14 protein-coding genes are annotated in these 18,776 nt (G+C 68.2%); 4 read left to right on the forward strand and 10 right to left on the reverse strand.

Annotated elements, in window-relative coordinates; genetic code table 11:
• Window positions 1-72: 72 nt before the first annotated feature.
• The 6 genes from QZ749_RS16110 to QZ749_RS16135 form a co-directional block, all read right to left on the reverse strand.
• Window positions 73-2,928, reverse strand: a complete 2,856-nt coding sequence (locus tag QZ749_RS16110; protein ID WP_296948901.1) for a bifunctional diguanylate cyclase/phosphodiesterase — start codon at window positions 2,926-2,928, stop codon at window positions 73-75.
• A 16-nt stretch (window positions 2,929-2,944) separates the two neighbouring features.
• Window positions 2,945-3,787 carry a phosphate/phosphite/phosphonate ABC transporter substrate-binding protein gene (locus QZ749_RS16115; protein ID WP_296948903.1) on the reverse strand — a complete coding sequence of 281 codons (843 nt, stop codon included), beginning with the start codon at window positions 3,785-3,787 and terminating at the stop codon, window positions 2,945-2,947.
• Window positions 3,788-3,870: 83 nt separating this feature from the next.
• Window positions 3,871-4,425: a GNAT family N-acetyltransferase gene (locus tag QZ749_RS16120; RefSeq protein ID WP_296948904.1), complete on the reverse strand. Its 555-nt coding sequence runs from the start codon at window positions 4,423-4,425 to the stop codon at window positions 3,871-3,873.
• Between the two features lie 46 nt (window positions 4,426-4,471).
• On the reverse strand, window positions 4,472-4,876 hold the full coding sequence (locus QZ749_RS16125; protein ID WP_296948906.1) for a hypothetical protein: 405 nt from the start codon (window positions 4,874-4,876) through the stop codon (window positions 4,472-4,474).
• 58 nt (window positions 4,877-4,934) lie between these two features.
• The gene (locus QZ749_RS16130; protein ID WP_296948908.1) at window positions 4,935-5,606 is read right to left on the reverse strand and encodes a hypothetical protein; all 672 of its coding nucleotides are present in this window, start codon (window positions 5,604-5,606) and stop codon (window positions 4,935-4,937) included.
• A 112-nt stretch (window positions 5,607-5,718) separates the two neighbouring features.
• Window positions 5,719-6,231, reverse strand: a complete 513-nt coding sequence (locus QZ749_RS16135; RefSeq protein WP_296948909.1) for a DUF6624 domain-containing protein — start codon at window positions 6,229-6,231, stop codon at window positions 5,719-5,721.
• 411 nt (window positions 6,232-6,642) lie between these two features.
• Between QZ749_RS16135 and QZ749_RS16140 the strand changes: the two genes are divergently transcribed.
• Window positions 6,643-6,825, forward strand: coding sequence for a hypothetical protein (locus QZ749_RS16140; protein WP_296948911.1), 183 nt, complete (start codon window positions 6,643-6,645; stop codon window positions 6,823-6,825).
• A gap of 74 nt (window positions 6,826-6,899) precedes the next feature.
• Here the strand turns inward: QZ749_RS16140 and QZ749_RS16145 are convergent, their stop codons facing one another.
• Window positions 6,900-8,414, reverse strand: a complete 1,515-nt coding sequence (locus tag QZ749_RS16145; RefSeq protein WP_296948912.1) for a peptide MFS transporter — start codon at window positions 8,412-8,414, stop codon at window positions 6,900-6,902.
• A gap of 191 nt (window positions 8,415-8,605) precedes the next feature.
• On the opposite strand from QZ749_RS16145, the gene QZ749_RS16150 reads away from it, so the two are divergent.
• The 3 genes from QZ749_RS16150 (at window position 8,606) to QZ749_RS16160 (ending at window position 14,177) form a co-directional block, all read left to right on the forward strand.
• Window positions 8,606-10,798, forward strand: coding sequence for an ATP-binding protein (locus tag QZ749_RS16150; RefSeq protein WP_296948914.1), 2,193 nt, complete (start codon window positions 8,606-8,608; stop codon window positions 10,796-10,798).
• Between the two features lie 299 nt (window positions 10,799-11,097).
• Complete coding sequence (locus QZ749_RS16155) at window positions 11,098-13,722, forward strand: PAS domain S-box protein (protein ID WP_296948915.1); 2,625 nt, start codon at window positions 11,098-11,100, stop codon at window positions 13,720-13,722.
• Between the two features lie 125 nt (window positions 13,723-13,847).
• Window positions 13,848-14,177: a hypothetical protein gene (locus tag QZ749_RS16160; RefSeq protein WP_296948916.1), complete on the forward strand. Its 330-nt coding sequence runs from the start codon at window positions 13,848-13,850 to the stop codon at window positions 14,175-14,177.
• Window positions 14,178-14,296: 119 nt separating this feature from the next.
• Here the strand turns inward: QZ749_RS16160 and QZ749_RS16165 are convergent, their stop codons facing one another.
• The 3 genes from QZ749_RS16165 to map all read right to left on the reverse strand — a co-directional run bounded on the left by QZ749_RS16165 (window position 14,297) and on the right by map (window position 18,684).
• On the reverse strand, window positions 14,297-15,043 hold the full coding sequence (locus tag QZ749_RS16165) for a pseudouridine synthase (RefSeq protein ID WP_296948918.1): 747 nt from the start codon (window positions 15,041-15,043) through the stop codon (window positions 14,297-14,299).
• Window positions 15,044-15,173: 130 nt separating this feature from the next.
• Window positions 15,174-17,762 (reverse strand): [protein-PII] uridylyltransferase, encoded by a 2,589-nt coding sequence (locus QZ749_RS16170; protein WP_296948919.1) that lies wholly within the window; start codon window positions 17,760-17,762, stop codon window positions 15,174-15,176.
• A 97-nt stretch (window positions 17,763-17,859) separates the two neighbouring features.
• The gene (map, locus tag QZ749_RS16175; RefSeq protein WP_296948921.1) at window positions 17,860-18,684 is read right to left on the reverse strand and encodes a type I methionyl aminopeptidase; all 825 of its coding nucleotides are present in this window, start codon (window positions 18,682-18,684) and stop codon (window positions 17,860-17,862) included.
• Between the last annotated feature and the right edge of the window lie 92 nt (window positions 18,685-18,776).

Consider the following 18,776-nt stretch of genomic DNA (forward strand, 5'->3'; position numbering starts at 1 on the left):
ACGAGGTGGATGGACCGGGACCGGCAAATTCCGCCATCTTAGCGCAAGCGGGCGGCCTGCGCCCGCAGGGGCCTAGGCCGGCGCGCAGGCGGCCGCGCGCGCGTCGGCCAGCAGCGCGGCGCAGGCGGCCGGCGGCTGCGGACGGCCCACGTACCAGCCCTGGATCTCGTCGCAGTCGTACTGGTCCAGCTCGCGCAGCTGGGCCAGCGTCTCCACGCCCTCGGCCACCACCTTCAGGTTCAGGCTGTGCGCCAGGCGGATCACGGCCTTGGTGATGGCGGCGTCGTCCGGGTCGTCCGGCAGGTCGCGCACGAAGGTGCGGTCGATCTTGAGCGCGTCGAGCGGGAAGCGCTTCAGGTAGGCCAGGCTCGAATAGCCGGTGCCGAAGTCGTCGACCGACAGGCGCATGCCGAGCGCCTTCAGGCGCGCCAGCGTCGCCACCACGGCCTCTGGGTCGGTCATCAGCATCGACTCGGTCAGTTCGAATTCGAGCAGGCCGGGATCGACGCCGGACGCCGTCACGATGCGCTCGATGCGTTCGGCCAGGTCGGGCTGCTGCAGCTGGCGCGCCGACAGGTTGATCGCGACCGGCGGCTGCGCCAGGCCCTGCGCCTGCCAGGCCTTGAGCTGGCGGCAGACTTCCGCGATCACCCATTCGCCGACGGCCAGGATCAGGCCCGTGTCCTCCAGGATCGAGATGAATTCCAGCGGCCCGACCATGCCGCGCTGCGCGTGGTTCCAGCGCAGCAGCGCTTCGAAGCCGCTGACGGCGCCGCCGGCCAGGTCCAGCTTGGGCTGGTAGTGCAGCAGGAACTCGCCGCGCTCCAGCGCCAGGCGCAGCTGGTTCTCGGTCTGCAGGCGCAGCGCGGCCTGCTCGTGCATGGCCGGCTGGAAGAAGCGGAAGCCGTTGCGGCCGCCGCTCTTGGCGTCGTACATCGCCGTGTCGGCGTTCTTCAGCAGCGCCTCGGCATCGGCGCCGTCCGCGGGATAGCCGGCGATGCCGATGCTGGCCGACACGAACAGTTGCTGCCCCTGCAGCTGGAAGGGCTGCGCCAGCGCGTCGATGATGCGGCGCGCGACCGGGGCGGCATCGTCGATGGCCGCCAGCTGCGGCAGCACCAGCGCGAACTCGTCGCCGCCCAGGCGCGCCACCACGTCGCCGGGACGGGCGCAGGCCTGCAGGCGCTGCGCCGCCTGCACCAGCAGCTGGTCGCCGACGCCGTGGCCGAGCATGTCGTTGACGTTCTTGAAGCGGTCCAGGTCGACGAACATCACGGCCGCCTGCTGCCCGGCGCGCCCGGCCTGGACGATCGCGTCCTCCAGGCAGGACTGCAGGCGGCGCCGGTTCGGCAGGCTGGTCAGCGGATCGTACTGCGCCAGGTAGGTCAGGCGGCTGCGCGCATCGTGGCGCTCGACGGCGGTGGCCAGGATGTTGGCGATGCCGCGCAGGAAGCTGGCGTCGTCGGCGTCGAAGCGGCGCCCGGCGCGGTCGTACACGCCCAGCACGCCGAAGCTGCGGTCGGCGCAGACGATGGCGGCGTCCAGCGCGGCGCCGGTACCGTGGCCCGCGGCGCAGCCGGACAGGACGGCGGCGATGGCGCCGGCGTCGGCGCCGTCCCCGTCGTGCGGCAAGGCCTGTCCACGCGCCGCCGCGAGGCAGCCGCTGCCGGCGCGCACCCGCAGGCGGCCGTCCGGGCCGGTCTCGAACAGGGCGGCGCAGGACGCGCCCAGCCCGGCGGCGGCCGCGGCGGCGGCTTCGTCGAACAGCTCGTGCAGGTCGTTCGCGGCCAGCGCCTTGTGCCCCAGTTCGGCCACCAGCGTCTGGCGCCGGGCGTTGGCGAGGATGGCGCGCTCGAAGGCCTTGCGTTCGCTGATGTCGATGTCGATGCAGATGTAGCGCTCGATGGTGCCGGCGGCGTCGCTGATCGGCACCACGGTCCGGTACCACTCGCGCTGGCCATGGCGTCCGTCGATCACCACTTCGCCGTTCCAGACCTGGTCGGACGGCTGCCAGGGCGCGCCGCCGGCGGCGGGGCGGCCGACGTCGGCCAGGGCGCGGCCGACCAGTTCGGCGCGCGCGAAGCCGGAGCTGGCGACGAACAGGTCGTTGACGCCGGCGATGATGCCGGCGCAGTCGACCTCGCACACGATGGCGGCGCGGTCCAGTGCGCTCTTGTGCTGCATGAGCGAATTCATCAGGGAATCGATGCGCTGGCCGAACTGCACGCGCAGGCTGGCCGCGCTGCGGTTGACCGACTGGATCGCTTCCTGGATCTCGGTCGGCGCGTCCGCCAGCAGCGCCGCCTCGGCGGTCACGCGGCCGGCGGCGACGTCGTCCTCGAAGGAGCGCAGGCGGCCCAGGTTGTCGAGCCAGCGGCGCAGCAACGTGCGCATCAGCGCCAGGCTGGCGAGGAAGGCGATGCCGGCGACGGCGGCGGTTTCCAGCGCCATGGTCCACAGCTGGGCGGCCAGCTTGTGTTCGTCGAAGCGCAGGCGCACCACGCCATAGTCCTTGCCGCCGACGCTGGCGACGCGGTTGACGTCGTACAGCTTGGCGGCGATCAGGTCCGTCAGCCAGGCGGGCGCCGGGGCGCCGGCGACAGAAGGCGCGTCGAGGCGGATCGCGGCGCCGGAGACGTCGATGAATTCGGCGCGCTTGAATGGCGACTGCACCAGCATCTTGCCGAGCGTGCGCTTGACGGTGTCGTAGTCGCCGATCACGACGCTGTCCTCGATGGTCTGGGCGGCCACCTCGACCAGGGTCATGGCGGCATCCTGGGTCTCCTCGACGTGCTGCAGGAACTGGTAGCGGTAGAACAGGCCCAGGCCGACGCCCATGCACAGCAGCAGGGTCAGGCTGAACACCGTGAACACGCGCCCGACGAGGGAGCGCGGCAGCAGGCGGGAAAGGGAACGCGGCAGCGGCATCGTGGGGACGCGCCGTTCAGCGCAGGCTGGCCGGCGCGCCGGCGTAGAAAGTACGGTAGGCCGCGTAGTCGGCATCGCTGGCCGGCACGAAGGCCAGCGGCACCGGCGCATGGACCAGTTCCGACGCCGCCTGCAGGATCCTGCGGCCTTCCGGATCGTCGCGCATGCCGAGGAAGGCGCGCGCCACGGCGCGCGCCTGGGCCGGCGGCACGCGCGGCGAGACCATCAGTGCCAGGTCGTTGAAGCGCTCCGACGACCACAGGATGCGGAACCGCTTGCCCTCGCGGCCGATGTAGTTCTGCACCAGCTGCGAGTTGGCGCCGACGGCCTTGACCTTGCCGGCGAACAGCTGGGTGAAGGCGGCGTCCTGGTTGCCGGCGAAGACGACGTCGACCGGGATGCCCTTGCGCAGCAGCTGGGCGTACGGGACTTTGTACGCGACCAGCGCTTCCGGACCGGGAAAGGCGACCGCGGCGCCGGCCAGTTCGGCGATGTCGCGCACCGGCGAATCGGCCGGCACCACGATCTGGCCCGCCACCGGGGGCGCGTCGCGGCGCCCGAACACGGTCCAGCCCATGCGTTCGCGGTCGGGGCTGAACAGGTGGTTGGTGAACGCGAAGTCCACTTCGCGCGCCAGGATGAAGCTGGTGGTGTCGGCCGAGGTGCGGCCGAGCTTGAGTTCCAGGCGTACGCCGCTCTTTTCGGAGACGTAGCGCATGATCGGGTTCCAGAACCCCGCCGAAACCTGCAGGTTGTACTGGTTGACCGGCGAGAAATGGTAGGCGGGCGGCGCGCCCGCGCCGGCCCTGGCCGGCAGAAACGCCAGCCACAGGCAGCAAATTGAGCAGAATCGAAACATTGCGGTCGTCATATCGCGCCGGGTCACGCTGTAAAATGACGAATATAGCAGATTTCCTCTCTGCAATAACAAGAAGTCTTTTGTCAATCGTGCGCGGGTGCGGCGCCGTCGTCGTCCTGCCGCAACCGCCACGCCGTGCGCGCCAGTGCGTGCACCGGCACGTCCGCGCCATCCCAGTGCTGGACGCCCACGTAGCGCATGCCCAGCCGCTCCATCAGGCGCAGGGAGGCGGCATTGTCCGGATGGCGGATCGCGCACAGGCGCGGCGCATCCAGTTCCTCGAAACCGTGGCGCACGATCGCGCGCATGGCCTCGCCGGCCAGGCCCATGCCCCAACTGGCCCGGCGCAGGCGCCAGCCGAGTTCGTGCGGGTTGGCGCGGTCCTTGCCGAGGTGCTGGATGCCGGCCGCACCCACCAGCGCGCCGCCGTCGTGCTCGACCAGCGCCCACCAGCCGTAGCCCCACTCGGACCAGCGGGTGCGCACGCGGGCGATCATGGCGCGGGTGTCGTCGACGGTCGCGACCGGGCCGCCCAGCCAGCGCATCACGGCGGGGTCGCTGTTCATCGCGTGCAGGCCGTCGAGGTGGGCGTCGTCCAGCGGTTCGAGGCGCAGGCGGGCGGTCATCAGGGTCGTCATGCCGCGAGCGCGACGGTCTGCGCGGCTTGAATGATCTGCACCTTCTTCATTCCCTGGTCCTCGCGGTTTGGCTGGCAACGTCGATTTTCCGATCGCGCCAGGAGACATCGAGACGCACCGTCGTCAGGTAGTTTTCGATCACGGGTTTTTCCGGATCGTCGAACGAGGATTTTGCCGACCCTTCATAGACACATGTACTGCCAGGCTCTGGTCCGCATACAAAGCCCAAGTGTTCCAGCGTTGACCGAGGGTTGCTCGAGCCCATGACGTCGTGCTTGTTGATGAATTGGCTTACCGCGTAATCGATCCCGGTTTCGCCGGTAAATATGGAATATCGCAGGACGTCTGCAATGGCGGCATTTCCGAGTCCCGTATAGTCAGCGGTAACGACCGGGCCGATGGCGCAGGCTGTCAAGAGCAGAGCAAAAGGCAAAATCCTGACTGGGTTCATGATTCATGTGGATGCGTCAAATGGATGCGTGCAAGGCACTGGCGCAGCCCGAAGCGTCTTAACGTCCGATGACATCTACGAAATGAAGTGCACGTGCGGTGGATTGTAAATCAGACGCCGGAAAGTGCACGCCGAAAGACAGGATACGCGGTGGGGTACCGCCGGCACTCACATTCAACTCGTAAAACACGGGCTGCCCGTCGTTGGCGGTGGATGCATAGCGAAGCTGAAGGAATGTCTGGATGTTGGGCGCGACGTTCCCGGGGGCCAGAACTTCCAGCCTCACACTCTTGCCGTCGGGTAGCGCTGGAACAGGATGCATCGTAGGGAAGCCACCCAGGCTTTCGTCGATCCTTGTCAACATGCGCTCGGTCGCCACGGCATCGTCCCCCGGCGCTGGCAAGAACATGGTCGCGGCTTCCTTGAAATTCCGATGTTGCAACGCCTCGACAAATTTATCGGCGGTCCTTGCTGGACCAAGGTTGCCGCCTTGCGCGACATTCGGGGTAAGCAATATGCAGAGGGCGAGGACGCCAATGCCTGGCAAGCGAAATTTCACGTCCCGTGTCTTTCGTTCATGGTGCGTCTTCAGTGCGGCGATGCCCAGTCGGACCAGTGCATGTGGTCGTGCTTCTGGCGGATGGCGGGCGGTCCAGCCAGCATAGCAGGTTGCCGTGCTGAAGCGTCGATAGCTGTCACGACATTCCGGTTCCGGGCCCGAAGGAGTCATTGAGTTTTCCGCGCAATTGCAGAATTTGCACAATCCGGTGGGATAAACCGCCGGCGTCCCTCGGCCTCATATTCCTCGAGGCTTTGCAGTCCAATAGCCAAACGTCGGCGATTCACCAGCTGCCGATCATCGACCGGGTCAAGTACCAAATGGCAGCGATCCATTGCGAAAACTGGGTTCCATATTCTTGTGGACGGCCCTCATTGGCAGCGATGCGGTCAGCAAGATAGGCAAGATCTCGCGGCGCTGCAATACCGGCGTTGACAGAGGCTTCAAGAAGTCCTTTTGCGAGCCGTTGGAATGCAATGTCGCTGTCGGCATGCTGGGCCAACAACCAGGCACTATGGCTGTCTTTACTTGTTTCAGGCCATCCGCAGGCCGCAATGATTTTTTTGAACTGCTTCAGGTTCGCACCATCGGTAGTGCGCCATCGCTGTTGTAAAGCATCTCTTCGGGCAGGAGTCGTTTTGGCGTCATGCTCAAGCAATCTCCACTCTTGTCGGACTTCTTGGTCAGCACTGGCTAGCTCGTTCAGACGGACGCCAACACGCGTATAGTCGGTTTGTTGAGCCGCCGCGTTCAAGGCGAAAGCAGTCAAGGAGCAAATGACAAACTTTTTCTTCATCAACATCCTTTCACGATCTCAGGTGATGTCCGTTCCCGGCCCGATTGCGGACGACCTCGCCGTTATAGCGGGTGGCCAAGATGACAATCTAGCAGACTGTCACGAAGGTTTGCTATCGGCCCGAAGTGGCAGTTCGGCGCACACGAGGACGGTTTTTTCCGTCAGCATCCACAGGAACCACGGCCGATGCTCCCGAATCGAACGCGGTTGCCACCAATACGGATACCAACCCGCTTGCTGTGATGCTGAATCCAATGAAAATCGTCTCGAATTCGATGCGGGATGCGGGATGCGGGATGCGCACTACGGTGAGCATCGACGAAGGACTTTACGCCAGGGGCGGGCATCACCCACGAAGCGGTCAACCTGCGGGCGGGCATCCGCACGCGCGTCGCGATCCACCTGCAGAACGTGAACGGCTGGCACAGCCGCTTCAAGACCTGGCGGCTGCGCTTTCGCGGCGTGGCCAGCCGTTACCTGATCGACTACTCGGGCTGGCAGCGGATACTGGACGACAAGCGGCTGACGACGCCGGCGCTGCTCTTGCGGGCAGCGGTCCAGTTCGGCAAGCGGCTGGACAGGAAACGCAATTAACGCGAACAGCGCCAAGAAAAACGGCGCGCCGTCGACATGACGGCGCGCCGTATCCGTGCAGTTCCCGCAGCCGCTTACTGGTGCGACGCGTGCGTCGCGCTCAGGCGGCGCATCAACGGCAGCACGGCCAGCGCGATCAGCGTGCAGGCAACGGCGCCCAGGCCCAGCTTGTTGAACAGGCTGGTGTAGATCGGCAGCGTCTGGACCGGGTCGGTGATGCCGCTCGGGACGCTCGCCAGGTTGGCGACCACGCCGCCCAGGTATTGCGAGATGCCGCTGGCGACGAAGTACGCGCCCATCATGAAGCCCGTCATGCGCGCCGGCACGTAGCGCGCCACCATCGCCAGGCCCAGGCCCGATACCAGCAGTTCGCCCAGCGAATACAGGCCGTAGCCGGCGATCATGACCCAGGACGAGGTCAGGCCGTTGACGGCGAAGGCGCCGGCCACGCCGTAGGCGAAGAAGCCGGCGGCGACGGCGGCGAAGCCGAGCGCGAACTTGCCGGCGATCGACAGGTCCTTGCCGCCCTTGCCGGCGGCCGTGTAGACCCACGCCAGCACGGGGCTGAGCAGCATGATCCAGATCGCGTTCAGCGCCTGGAACTGTCCCGGCGACCAGGTCCACAGGTGGACGCCGAACACGGTGAATTCGAGGTCGACGTTACGCAGCGCGAACAGCGACAGCGAGGTCGACATCTGCTGGTAGAAGATGAAGAAGAACACGGTCTGCAGCGTCAGCACCAGCGCGGCGATCAGGCCGGCGCGCTCGCTCGGCTGGCTCGTGCGGATCAGCTGGATGAAGATGCCCAGCACGACGACGCCGGCCAGGTAGACGAAGGCGCGCGCCAGCGCCTGGTATTCCAGGATGACGGCGGACAGGGCCACCGTGACCACGCTGCCGGCCAGCACCGCGACCAGCTTGCCCATCTCGAGCGGGCGCTCGTCCGGCGGCGAGCCGATGTGGGCGATGGTGGCGCGCATCACCAGCACGTTGAACAGGCCGGCGACCAGGCCGACGCTGCAGACGGCGAAGGCGACGTGCCAGCCCAGCTCGTTGCCCCAGGTGGCGTTCACGTAGTCCTTGATCCATGGCGTGGCCAGCATCGATACCGTGGAGCCGACGTTCACGGCCATGTAGTACAGGGTGAAGGCGGAGTCGATCTTGGAGTCGTCGCCGGCGTAGATCTTGCGCACCAGGTTGGCGGTATTCGGCTTGAACAGGCCGTTGCCCACGACGATGACGCCGAGCGCGAAGAACATGAACCAGGTGTTCTCGGTCGGCACGGCCATCAAGGCGTAGCCGACGGTCAGCACGATCGTGCCCAGGTACATCGAGCGCTTGGTGCCCAGCACCTTGTCGCCGATCCAGCCGCCGATCGCCGGCGACACGTAGATCAGGGCGGCCGCCGCGCTCCAGACCAGGTTGGCGCGGCTGTCGTCGAAGCCGAGGCGCTGGACCATGTAGTAGACGATCAGCGCCTGCATGCCGTAGTAGCCGAAGCGTTCCCACAGCTCGATCAGGGCGACGGTGAGGAAGGAGCGGGTTTGCGAATAGGGCGCGGTGGAAGGGGATGGGATGTCGTTTTTCATGAAGTTCCTGGAACGTGGCCGACTGCCTCGTGAGCTCGGCAAGCTGTGGATGCTACGACAGAGCAAGCCTCGATGCAATAACGAAAAATCCTGTACAGACGCCGTCCGGCCACATTTTTATTGCTCAAAATACGCAAAAAATCTTGCCTGGAATATAATCCGGGATCGGGATTGCCGTCGGGAGACCAGCAATGAGAGTGCGCACCCACCTGAGCCTGTTGGCCGCCGCCGTCGTCCTGCCCCTGGTGCTGGGTTCGGCCATTGCGATCAAGCTCCTGCTCGACGCCGAGCGCCAGGCCGTGTTGCGCAGCATGCAGGAGCTGGCGCGCGCCACCGTGCTGGCGATGGACCAGGAACTGACGGCGGCCATGGCCAGCGCGCGGGCGCTGGCGACGTCCAGCGCGCTGTACCGCGGCGACTTCGACGCCTTCTATGGCCAGGCCCGCGCCGCCAATGCCGGCAGCGCCCGGAACACCGTGCTGATGCGTCCCGACGCCCAGCAGATCTTCAATACCGTGCTGCCCTACGGCGCGCCGATCGAGCCGCCCACGGCCGCGTCGCGCCAGCGCGTGCGCGCCGTGCTGGCGCGCGGGCGCGGCGCCGTCTCCGACCTCGAGGTCGGCAGCGCCACGCGCAAATTCATCGTCTCGGTCGAGCTGCCCGTGCAGCTCGGCGACGGCGGCCGCGTGCTGCTGGGGCAGTGGGTGCCTGCGCGCCACCTGAACGGCCTGCTGCCGGGCGACGTGCCGGCCTCCTGGCTGGTCACCGTGTTCGACCGCGACGGCAGCACCATCGCGCGCAACCGCCGCTGGGACGAGTACGTGGCCGGCCGGCCCCGACCCGAACTGCTGGCGGCGCTGCACAGCGGCGCGACGACGGCCACGAGCGAGAGCCGCGACGGCGTGCCGATGGTGGTGGCGGCGGCGCGCTCGAGCCTGTCGGGCTGGCAGGCGGTGGTCGGCGTACCGGTCGACGAACTGGAGGCGATCGCGTTCCACGCCGTGTCGCTGACGGCCGCCACGCTGCTGTGCGCGGCCGCGCTGGCCGTCGCAGGCGCGCTGCTGTTCGCGCGCCGCCTGCTGGCCGGCATCGAGTACCTGGGCGCCGCCACCGAGGGCATGGCCGAAGGCTGGCTGCCGCCGCCGGCCGACCTGCGCGTCACCGAACTGAACAGCCTGCAGCAGGTGCTGCACGCGGCCTCGACCCGCCTGATCCGGCTGGAGACGGCGCGCCGGCGCCACCTGGCCGAGGCGGAAGGCGCCCGCAGCGTGGCCGAGCGCCAGAACCGCGCCAAGGACGAATTCCTCGCGATGCTCGGGCACGAGCTGCGCAATCCATTGGGCGCGATCAGCTCGGCGATCGCGCTGATCCAGATGGGCGCCGGCGGCGCCGCGGCCGAGCGCGCCCACGCCATCATCGGGCGCCAGAGCCGCCACCTGGCCCACCTGGTCGACGAGCTGCTGGACGCCAACCGCGTGCTCAGCGGGCGCGTGGCGCTGGCGCCGGTACCGCTCGACCTGGCCGCCGCCGTGCGCGAGGCCGCGCTGACGCTGCAGGCGCAGGGCACGACGGCGGCGCACACGGTCGACCTGGCGCTGGCGCCGGCCTGGGCCCTGTGCGATCCGCACCGGCTGCAGCAGATCGCCGGCAACCTGATCGAGAACGCCGCCAAGTACACCCAGCCCGGCGGCACCATCCACGTCGCCACCCGCGCCGCCGGGGACTGGGCCGAGCTGGAAGTGCGCGACAACGGCAAGGGCATCGATGCCGAGCTGCTGCCGCGCGTCTGGGACGTGTTCGTGCAGGCCAAGGTGCCCAGCCGCGCCAAGGGAGGGCTCGGCATCGGCCTGGCCGTCGTCAAGTCGCTGGTCGAGCAGCAGCAGGGCACCGTGGCCGTGCACAGCGCCGGCCCGCAGCAGGGCAGTACCTTCCTCGTGCGCCTGCCGCCGGCGCAGCCCGTCGCCGCGGCAACGCAGGCGCCGGACGCCGCCGATGCGCCGGCGCTGCACGGCCTGCGCGTGCTGGTGGTGGAGGACAATGCCGACCTGCGCGAGATGATGTGCGCGCTGCTGCAGTCGCGCGGCTGCGCGGTGACGGCGGCGGCCGACGGCGGCAGCGCGATCGCACTGGCCACGGCGCAGCCGCCGCAGCTGGCCTTCGTCGACATCGACCTGCCCGACATCTCGGGCCACGAGGTGGCGCGCGCGCTGGCGCGCCTGGGCGGGATCCGGCTGGTGGCCGTGACCGGCTACGGCCAGCCGGACGACGTGCGGCGCGCGCTGGAGGCGGGCTTCGACCGCCACTTCAAGAAACCCGTGCGCCTGGAAGACCTGGAGCAGGCGCTGGCCGAGGCCACCCCCGCCGGTACGGCATCCTCGCTGTAACCGCCGCCCGCATGCGTGCGCCCGTCCGGAGCGCCATTCCCGCGTCCCTTGTTTTGATTTCGATCGAAACCAAAAAGATCCGGCATGGCTGGTATCGCTACCATTCCATGATGCCGATATTGAACATGACATCGCGGGGAGGCTGTTTTAACAGTGTTTCCGGGTGGATTAGTCGAATCGGCGAGCGTTGTGCCGGCAGGGTTGTTAAGATGGCGAACACGATTGAAATCGTTTGGCAATATTAAAATTGTCAAGTAATCTATGGTTTATACAGGTCAATGACTGGCTATATAAAATCCATGGCCGATTCGAATCCAGGCAGGTATTCCGGTGCCCGCGGCGATGCCGCCGTGGCGGCCGCGTTGAATAGCCGCGGCGGGGAGCGTCCGGGAGCCGGTCCGGACGACAGCGCGGCGCTGGCCGGGCTGGCCCAGCAACTGGCCGACGATCCGCATGGCCTGCTGCAGCGCGTGGCGGACCTGGCGCGGGCGTTGTGCGGCGCCGATTCGGTGGTGATCGCCCTGCGCGACACCGGCCCCGGCCACGACGCGGGGGAGGGGGCCGGCGCGGGGCGCAGCGAACCGGACAACGACGGGGGCAGCGACGGCGGACAGGCGGCCGTCGGCATCCGCTGGTGCGCCGTGTCCGGGCGCCTGGCCCCGCACCACGGCGTCCACTGGCCGGCCGCGGCCTGCCCCTGCGGCGCCAGCATCCTGGCCGACGGCGCCGTGCTGTTCGAGCGGCCCGCGCAGGAATTCCCATCGATCCGCGCCACCGGCCTGCGCATCGGCGAGACGCTGGGCGTGCCGTGGCGCGTGCAGGGCCGGGTGGAAGGCTCGCTGAACGCGATGATGGCGGACGGCGACGTGCGCCGCTTCGACGCCGACGACCTGCGCCGCCTGCGCGCCTGCGCCGCCTTCGCCGCCGCCGCGCACCGCGCCTACGGCGCCGCGCTGGCCGACGGGGTACTCGAGCGCGAGGTGGCGGCGCGCCTGCGGCCCGTGCTCGAGCGCGAGGAGCACCTGCAGCGAGAAGTCGCCGAAAGCCGTGCGGCCGAGCGCCTGCTGCGCGAGCACAAGGCGCTGATCGACGCCACCCTGAGCGTGCGCACGGTGGGCGTCATGTATTTCGACCTGGACGGCACAGTGCACGACGTCAACGAGGCCTTCGCGCGCATGTCCGGCTACACCTGCCAGGAACTGAATGCGTTGCCGCACTGGCGCGACCTGACGCCGCCCGAGTTCTGGTGCGTCACCGAGCGCGCGCTGCGCGACCTGGCCGAGGGCGGCACGACGGCGCCGTACACCAAGCAGATGCTGCGCAAGGATGGCAGCCGCTGGTGGGGCTTGTTCGCGCCCGCGCGCATCAGCGGCGCCGGCGTGCAGGGGCGCTGCGTGCTGTTCGTGATCGACGTCAGCGAGAACAAGGAAAACGAGGAAGCGCTGCGCGCCAGCGAGGGACGCTTTCGCGCGCTGGCCGACGCCTCGCCGGCGCTGGTCTGGCAGTTCGACGCCGACGGCCGCGTGATCTACCTGAACCAGCGCTGCATCGACGACGGCGCCTGCGGCGCGGCCGCGGGCGCGGCGGGCTGGCGCAACATCGTCCCGCCCGCCGACATGGACGCCTACCTGTGCGCCGTGTTCGCGGCGATCCGCACCGACGGCAGCTTCGTGCGCCGCATCGAGACCCCGGTGCGCGGCGGCGCGCTGCACTGGTTCGAATCGCATGCGTCGCCCTGGCTGGCGGGCGACGGCGCGCTGCGCGGCTACGTCGGCATCTCGCTCGACATCACCGCGGCCGTGCAGGCCGAGGAAGCCCTGAGGGAGGCCGACCGGCGCAAGGACGAGTTCCTGGCGACGCTGGCCCACGAACTGCGCAATCCGCTGGCCCCGATCAGCAATGCCGTGCAGCTGATGCGCCGGCCGGACGGACGGCGCCAGTCCGACCGCGTGGTCGAGATGGTGGGGCGCCAGGTGCGCCAGATCGTGCGCCTGGTCGACGACCTGATGGAAGTGTCGCGCATCGCGCGTGGCAAGGTGGACCTGAAGCTGGAACGGGTGCCGTTCGCCGAGATCGTGCGCAGCGCCGTCGAGAGCTGCCAGCCGGCGATCGAGCGCGCCGGCCACCAGCTGGCGGTGGCGCTGCCCGAGGAGCCGCTGGTGCTGGAGGCCGACCGGGTGCGCCTGACGCAGGTGTTCGCCAATTTGCTCGGCAATGCCGCCAAGTACACCGATGCCGGCGGGCGGATCTGGCTGGACGTGCGGCGCGACGGCGACATGCTGGTCGCCTCGGTGCGCGACACCGGCATCGGCATCCCGCCGGCCGAGCTGGGACGCGTGTTCGACATGTTCGCCCAGGCGCACCGGGCGGTCGGGCGCGGGCAGGGCGGGCTTGGCATCGGCCTGACGATGGTGAAGAGCCTGGTCGAGATGCACCATGGCACCGTGGAAGCGCGCAGCGCGGGCAGCGGGCAGGGCAGCGAATTCCTCGTGCGCCTGCCGCTCGCGCTGCCGGCCGGGGCGTGCGACCACGTCGAGCCGTTGGGACAGGCCCGCCCGGCGGCGCCGCTGCACGGCCAGCGCATCCTGGTGGTGGACGACAACCGCGACGCCGCCGACACGCTGGGCCTGCTGCTGGAGGCGGACGGCGCCGACGTGCGCGTGGTCTACGATGGCCGCGGTGCGCTGGCGATGGCGGAAACCTTCCTGCCCACCAGCGTGCTGCTCGACATCGGCATGCCCGGCATGGACGGCTACGAGGTGGCGCGCCGGCTGCGCCAGGACGGGCGCTTCGGCGAACTGCGCATCGTCGCGCTGACGGGCTGGGGCCAGGATGCCGACCGGCGCCAGACCCGCAACCGCGGCTTTTCGCACCATCTCACCAAGCCGGTCGGGCTGGAGGAACTGCACGCCATCCTCTCCTGAAACATCTGGATACAAATTACGTGCACATGCATCGTGCATTTGTTCCCTTTCGTGCGCTGGCTAACGTCAAGGGGCGGATGCCGCTGCTAGAGTGAAATCACGTCGACCACTGTTGGGAGGCAGCGATGACGTGGCTATCACATTTCGTGCGTTACCTGGGCGTACTGAACGATCCCAGGCTGGAACCCGAGACGATCGACGGCTTGCCGCCGTTCGCGCTGCGGCAGGCGGTCGAGTCGCTGCTGCGCCAGGGGTGGATCAAGACCTACGAGTACACGAACGCGGACGCGTGGATCGACTACGCGCGCGTCGACCTGCGGCGCGGGCGCTCGAAGCTCAAGCTGGAATGGGACCAGGAAAGCGGCGGCAGCGTCGCCGGGCCGCATTCGGTACTGACGCAATTGCGGGTGCTCGACCCGTGGACGCAGATGCAGGTGCGGCACGGCGTCAATTGACGTCACGGAAATGCATGGTGCGCGCGCGTGCACACCGGCTCCGGCAAACACCGGGGTCAGAGCCCTCGAACATCAACACCGGGCTCTGACCCCTGCGCATGCATGACCGGACCGTCCGATCAAAACCTTTCGTCCGCCCCCAGGTAACGCCACTGCCCCGCCGGCAAATCGCCCAGCTTCACGCGCCCGATGCGCACGCGCTTCAGGCCGACGACCTTCAGGCCCACCATGTCGCACATGCGGCGGATCTGGCGCTTGCGGCCTTCCTTCAGGGTAAAGCTGAGCTGGTCGTCGTTCTGCCAGCGTACCTTGGCCGGCAACAACGGCTTGCCGTCCATCCAGAGGCCGTGGTTCAGCTTCTTGAGGTCGGCGTCCGGCAGGCGGCCCGGCTTCGTGTACTGCACGCGCACCAGGTATTCCTTCTCGATGGACGTGTCCTGGCCGATCAGCTGGCGCGCGATGCGGCCGTCCTGGGTCAGCACCAGCAGGCCGGTGGAATCGATGTCCAGGCGCCCGGCCGGGACCAGCGAGCGCAGCTGGGTCGGGTGGAACAGCTCCGGCGACGGGTCGTCGGCCCAGCGGTGTTCCGGCTTGACCAGCACGACGGCCGGCTTGTAGCCGTCCTCGGCCTGGCCGCTGACGTAGCCGACCGGCTTGTGCACCAGCACCGTCACACGCTTGGACTGCTCGGCGGCGGCCTGGCGCTCGACGGTGATCTTCTGGTGCGGCAGCACCTTGCTGCCCAGTTCCGAGACGACCTTGCCGTCCACGCGGACCCAGCCGCGGGCGATCCATTCGTCGGCTTCGCGGCGGGAGGACAGGCCCAGTTCGGACATGCGTTTGGAGAGGCGTACGGGTTCGGTCATGGTGGTTTACTCAACAGAAAAAACAACGTCGCCCCGGCGCAGGCCGGGGCCCAATATCGCATGCGTTGCGGCTGCGCGAAAAGTGGACGCCGGCCTGCGCCGGAGAGACGTTTTACGTTAACGATATGAATCAGATTTTCAGCGCATCCAGCAATTCGGTTTCCAGCTGCACCTGCACCCGTTGCTGGGCCAGCGCGGCGCCGTCGATCAGGAACACGTCTTCCACGCGCTCGCCCAGCGTCATGATCTTGGCGGTGTGCAGGTTGATGCGGTAGCGCGCCAGCACGCTGGCGATCGCATACAGCAGGCCGTTGCGGTCGTTGGCGGCGATCGACAGCAGCCAGAACTGCCCGCGCTCGTCCGGACGCAGGTCCACCGTCGGCGTGACCGGGAAGTTGCGCGACATGCGCGACAGGCGCGCGCGCAGCGGCGGGCACAGCGGTTCCTGCCGCGTCAGCACCTCGCACAGTTCGTGCTCGATCAGGTTGATGATGTCGCGGTAGTTGCCGGAGAAATTCTCGTCCGTGATCAGGAAGGTGTCGAGCGCGTAGCCGTCGCGGGTGGTGTGGATCTTGGCGTCGAGGATGGAGAAATTCTTGCGGTCGAAGTAGCTGCAGATGCGCGCGAACAGGTCGGGCTGGTCCTTCACGTAGACCGTCACCTGCAGGCCCTCGCCGATCGGCGCCAGGCGCGATTTCACCACCGGCTTGTCGCGTCCCAGCTTGTCGTGCAGGCAGCGCGTCTGCCAGGCGATGTCGGACGCGTCGTGGCGCAGGAAATAGGCCATGTCGAGCTGCTTCCACAGCGCCTCGTGCGCGTGCGGTCCCAGGCCGAACAGGCGCAGCGTGGCCAGCGCCTCCTGCTGGCGCGCGCGCAGCTCGCGGTCGGCCGACGGCGGCTCGCCGCCCAGCACGCGCAGCGTGACCTTGTACAGGTCTTCCAGCAGCTTGGCCTTCCAGGCGTTCCACACCTTCGGGCTGGTGCCGCGGATGTCGGCCACCGTCAGCAGGTACAGGGCGGTCAGGTGGCGCTCGTCGCGCACCAATTGCGCGAAGGCCTGGACCACGTCCGGATCGGACAGGTCCTGCTTCTGCGCCACCTGCGACATCGTCAGGTGCTGCTCGACCAGGAACACCACCAGCTCGGTATCCTCCTCGGACAGCGCGTGGTCGCGGCAGAATTCCAGCGCGTCCGCCTTGCCCAGCTCGGAGTGGTCGCCGCCGCGGCCCTTGGCGATGTCGTGGAACAGCGCGGCCACGTACAGCAGCCAGCGGTCGCGGAAATTGGCGATCAGCTGGCTGCAGAACGGGTATTCGTGCGCATGCTCCGTCATCGTGAAGCGCCGCATGTTACGCACCACCATCATGATGTGCTGGTCGACCGTGTAGACGTGGAACAGGTCGTGCTGCATCTGCCCGATGATGCGGCGGAAGTTCGGCAGGTAGCGGCCCAGGATGCCCATGTCGTTCATGCGGCGCAGCGCGTGCACCAGGCCCACCGGCGCCTGCAGCACGCGCAGGAACAGCGCGCGGTTGCGCGGCTCGGCGCGGAAGGCGTCGTCGATCAGCGTGCGCGCATGCCACAGCGCGCGCATGGTGCGCGCCGTCATGCCCTTGATGTCCGGCCGCTCCGTCATCAGCACGAAGATCTCGAGCACGGCCGACGGATGCTGGACGAAGGTGTCGTCGGCGGCGACGTCGATGAAGCCGCCCACCTCGTTGAAGCGCTGGTTGATCGGCACCGGCTGCGAGGGGGCGGGGAACAGCTGCGCCTCGATGTTCTGCAGCAGGATGGTGTTCAGTTGCGTGACCGCCTTGGCGGCCCAGTAGTAGCGCTGCATCAGGAATTCGCTGGCGCGGCGCTCGGGCGTGCCTTCCAGGCCGAAGGTCTCGGCGATCTGGGTCTGGACGTCGAACACCAGGCGGTCCTCGCGCCGCCTGGTCTGCAGGTGCAGGCGGATGCGGATGTCCTTGAAGGCGCGCTCCTTTTCCATCAGCTGGCGCGCTTCCTCGCGCGTGATCAGGCCGCGCATCGCCAGCTGGCCCCAGGAGTTCGCCAGCCTGGCGGCCTTGGCCACCCACAGGATCACCTGCAGGTCGCGCAGGGCGCCCGGGCTTTCCTTGACGTTCGGCTCGAGCGAGAACGGGGTGAACTCGTACTTGGCGTGGCGCAGGCGCATCTCGGCCGTCTTGGCGTGAAAGAAGGCCTGCGGGTCCATCGCCGCGTCGTAGCGGCGCTGCAGTTCGTCGAACAGCGGCTCGCTGCCCGTCACCAGGCGCGCTTCCAGCAGGCTGGTCTGCACCGTGATGTCGGCCTGCGACTCGGTCATGCATTCGTCCACCGTGCGGATGCTGTGGCCGATCTCCAGGCCCAGGTCCCACAGCAGCTGGACGAAGTGTTCCAGGCGCGCCTGGGTGATGGCGTCGGCGGGGCTGGCCAGCAGCACCAGCAGGTCGACGTCGGAGAACGGGAACAGCTCGCCGCGCCCGTAGCCGCCCACGCCCACCAGCGCGGCGTCCTGCGGCAGGCCGGACGCGCGCCAGGCGTCGGCCAGCACGCCGTCGACGCTGTGGCGCAGGCCGCGCAGCAGCTTTTCCGGCTTGCCGTCGGCGCGGAAGTCGGCGATCACGAGCTGGCGCTCGGCCTTCAGGCGCTGCTTCAGTTGCAGCTGGAATTGCAGTTGCTGTTGCGGCTGGTCGGCGATGGCGGAGGTCGGCATGGCGGCGGTTTCCTGCGGAAAGGGCGGGCTGCGGAAAGAACGGGCGGCGGGACGGGGAAGGGCGGGGGCGCCGGCGCGGGCCGGCGGCCGTGGCGGATCAGGCCGCCACGCTGTCCTTCGGCTGGACGATGGCCGGCGGCGGCGGGGTGCCGGCGGACGTCGTCAGCACCTCGTAGCCGGTCTCGGTCACCAGGATCATGTGTTCCCACTGCGCCGACAGGCTGCGGTCGCGGGTCTTGATGGTCCAGCCGTCGGGCATCTCGCGGATCTCGCGGCGGCCGGCGTTGATCATCGGTTCGATGGTGAAGATCATGCCGGGCTGCAGTTCCTCGCCGGTGCCGGGGCGGCCGTAGTGCAGCACCTGCGGCTCTTCGTGGAACACCTTGCCGATGCCGTGGCCGCAGAATTCGCGCACGACCGAGAAGCCGTTCTTTTCGGCGTGCTGCTGGATCGCGTGGCCGATGTCGCCCAGGCGCGCGCCCGGCCGGACCTTGCTGATGCCCAGCCACATGCACTCGTAGGTGACCTCGGCCAGGCGGCGCGCCTGCACCGACGGCTCGCCGATCAGGAACATGCGGCTGTTGTCGCCGTGGTAGCCGTCCTTGGTGATGACGGTGATATCGATGTTCACCGAGTCGCCGTTCTTGAGCACCTTGTCGCCCGGGATGCCGTGGCAGATCACGTCGTTGACGGACGTGCACAGCGAGCCCGGGAAGGGCGGGTAGCCGGGCGGCGCGTAGTTCAGCGTGGCCGGGACCGTGCCCTGGACGTTGACCATGTACTCGTGGGCCAGGCGGTTGATCTCGCCGGTGGTCACGCCGGCCTTGACGAAGGGCGTGATGTAGTCGAGCACTTCGGCGCCGAGGCGGCCGGCGATGCGCATGCCTGCGATGTCTTCCGGAGTCTTGATGGAGATGGACATAATGGACTGGTAACCTTCAAAGCGGTGGATTCTTCAATTCCGGCATTATAAGTGATCCCCGCGGGTCGGTAGGCGATCCCCGCCGCCCGGCG

The organism is uncultured Massilia sp., from assembly GCF_913773735.1.
In the GTDB taxonomy this organism is placed as follows: domain Bacteria; phylum Pseudomonadota; class Gammaproteobacteria; order Burkholderiales; family Burkholderiaceae_D; genus Telluria.